The 2,753-nt window shown below is 41.7% G+C and carries 3 protein-coding genes; 1 reads left to right on the forward strand and 2 read right to left on the reverse strand.

What is annotated here, in order from left to right; all coding sequences use genetic code 11:
* Positions 1–266: 266 nt before the first annotated feature.
* Entirely contained in the window at positions 267–1,118 is an 852-nt protein-coding gene (ampE, locus tag AABI99_RS17955) for a beta-lactamase regulator AmpE (RefSeq protein ID WP_338367484.1), read from the reverse strand.
* 13 nt (positions 1,119–1,131) lie between these two features.
* Positions 1,132–1,686, reverse strand: a complete 555-nt coding sequence (gene ampD / locus AABI99_RS17960) for a 1,6-anhydro-N-acetylmuramyl-L-alanine amidase AmpD (protein WP_338367485.1) — start codon at positions 1,684–1,686, stop codon at positions 1,132–1,134.
* A gap of 216 nt (positions 1,687–1,902) precedes the next feature.
* Between ampD and nadC the strand changes: the two genes are divergently transcribed.
* Positions 1,903–2,748: a carboxylating nicotinate-nucleotide diphosphorylase gene (nadC, locus tag AABI99_RS17965; RefSeq protein ID WP_338367486.1), complete on the forward strand. Its 846-nt coding sequence runs from the start codon at positions 1,903–1,905 to the stop codon at positions 2,746–2,748.
* The last annotated feature ends 5 nt before the right edge of the window (positions 2,749–2,753 follow it).

A 2,753-nucleotide genomic window follows, 5' to 3' on the forward strand; every position in this document is an offset into this window, starting at 1 on the left:
CGACTAATTACCTCAGCTCTGGAGCGCAATTTAAGCACGGAGTATATTGCGCGATGTAAAATCGCGACTACGCAGAACCTTAGCAGCGGGTTTATCCCGCGACTAATTACCTCAGCTCTGGAACGCAATCTAAGCACGGAGTATATTGCGCGATGTAAAATCGCGACTACGCAAAAGCCGTAGCAGCGGGTTTACCCCGCGACTAATTACCTCAGCTCTGGAGCGCAATTTAAGCACGGAGTATATTGCGCGATATAAAATCGCGACTACGATAAACCGCCAAATAAAGTAAGCAGTGCAATCAGTACTAAATAAAAGAGCACGTTACGTTTAACGAGCTTAATCATACAAGTAGCCTCATAGGTGCAGCCATAATAGCGCTGCTCTACTTGCTCGGCCGCAAGTGCTGTACAGGTAACTACTTTGCGGTTTGGTGTTTTAAAATCCAATACATAATGCAACCAGCAGCTTGTACCTTTATTAAAGTTACCAATAACTAAATAACCAAAGCTTGCAACACGTGCAGGTAGCCAATCTAGCCAAAATAATAATTTATGCAGCAGCTTAAAACGGTTTGCAAACACTACTTTATGGTTTTCTCTTACTAAATCGGCCAACGTACGCACTATTGCATATAACACGGCGCCGGGAGCGCCAAGCACAACAAACCAAAAAATAACGGCGCAATAAAACCTAAAGTTAATCCAGGCTAAGGTTTGCCCAAATGTTTCTCCGCCTTCTTCATCTTCTAGGTGTTTTTGCCCCATTTGGAGTGCGTATAATGAAGCAGCGGTTTTATCATCCCGCGTTAATGCATTTAAATACGACTTATATAAAGCACGGTGCTTAGCGCAACCAAAACAAACCAATAAAACTACAACATTTATAGCTAACTGCCACAGTACAAAGTCAGAGAGTACATATATAAGCGCAACAGCCACTACAGGTAACACTAACCAAATTAAAAAGCCAATTGCCGAGCCAAACAATCCGTTTTCACTAAGTAATTTACCCGAGCGGTTTAAATAACCATTCGCGTAATAGCTTATTTGCCAGTACTGTGAGCGCGCACCTAAACGCTCAAGTATTAGTGCAATAATGATAGAAACTAAAATCATGATAGCGACTCACTTAATTTGCTTGTTCTAGCCTGCTTATATAAGCAGGCCAATTAAAACTTTCCCCAGGATCGGTTTTTCGCCCTGGCGCTATATCGCAATGCCCTACAACTCGCTTAGTGGTGATAAGCGGGTAACGGGTCATAATTGCCTTTGTTAGGTTATGTAAGCTTGTGTACTGCGCTTGAGAGTAAGGTGTAGTATCTGTGCCCTCAAGCTCAATACCTATACTAAAGTTATTACAGGCGCTTTGCCCTGCAAATTCAGATTTCCCTGCATGCCATGCGCGTTTATTAAATGGCACATATTGAACAATCTCGCCAGTGCGTTTTATAAAGCAATGCGCCGACACTCTAAGCCCTTTTAAATCGCAAAAACTAGGGTGCGCATTACAGTTAATTTCCCCCATAAATAGGGCATCAACGTGTTCGGTGCCAAATTGCCCTGCCGGCAATGAAATATTATGAATGACCAATAGCGAAATATCGGTATTTTCGGGGCGCTCATCAAAATGTGTACAGGGCCGCTGCGTTATATTAGCAACAACTCCGCTTGAATCTATCTGCATTATTTTAATACCACGGTATACATAAACTTGATGCTAAAGGATTTATTTAAAGAATGATAGCCATTGCGGCTAGCTAACATTCAGCTGGTAGCATTACTTTTAGCAGCCATGCTATATATGTAGGTGTAATAACCCCCTGCTCATTTAAAAGCGCTTCTATTAGTTATTTAAACATAGTAAAATTTGCTTAATTTATTAACACTTATGAGCCTTCATATGTCAATTTCGCACACGCTTATTACTCAACTTGTCACCCTCGCTTTAGATGAAGATCTAAATTATCAATCAGCACAAGACGGCGATATTACCGCGCAGCTTATTCCACAAAACGAGCTCGGAAATGCTAAAGTAATTACCCGCGAAGACTGCGTTTTTTGTGGTAAAGACATAATTATAGAAGTGTTTAAACAAGTAGATCCAAGCGTTGAAGTAAACGTACTAGTAAATGATGGCGACTTTGTGCCAGCAAATAGCACTTTATTTACCGCTAAAGGTTCTGCCCGCGCTATTTTAACTGCGGAGCGTACCGCGCTTAACTTTGTACAAACGCTTTCGGGTACCGCAACCACAACTGCCAATTATGTAAAAGAGCTAAGCGGCACTAGCACACAATTACTCGATACCCGTAAAACTATTCCAGGCCTTAGAGCATTGCAAAAATATGCAGTCAAATGCGGCGGCGGTGCAAACCACCGTATAGGCTTATTTGATGCGTTTTTAATTAAAGAAAACCACATAGCTGCGTGTGGCGGAATTGATAAAGCCGTAGCCCAAGCTAAGCAAAACCACCCTACAAAGCCTGTTGAAGTAGAAGTTGAGTCATTACATGAACTTGAGCAAGCCATTAATGCAGGTGCCGATATAATCATGCTCGATAACTTTAGCGTTGAACAAATTCAGCAAGCCGTGGTCATTACCAATAAGCGCGCTAAATTGGAGGTTTCTGGCAATATGACGCTAGAAACGCTTAAAACTTACTCGCAAGCGGGTGTAGACTTTATATCCAGCGGCGCACTTACAAAAAATTTACAATCAATCGATTTATCGATGCGTTTTGTATAAAAGCA

The sequence above is a fragment of the uncultured Pseudoalteromonas sp. genome (genome assembly GCF_963922945.1).
Classification (GTDB): Bacteria; Pseudomonadota; Gammaproteobacteria; order Enterobacterales; family Alteromonadaceae; genus Pseudoalteromonas.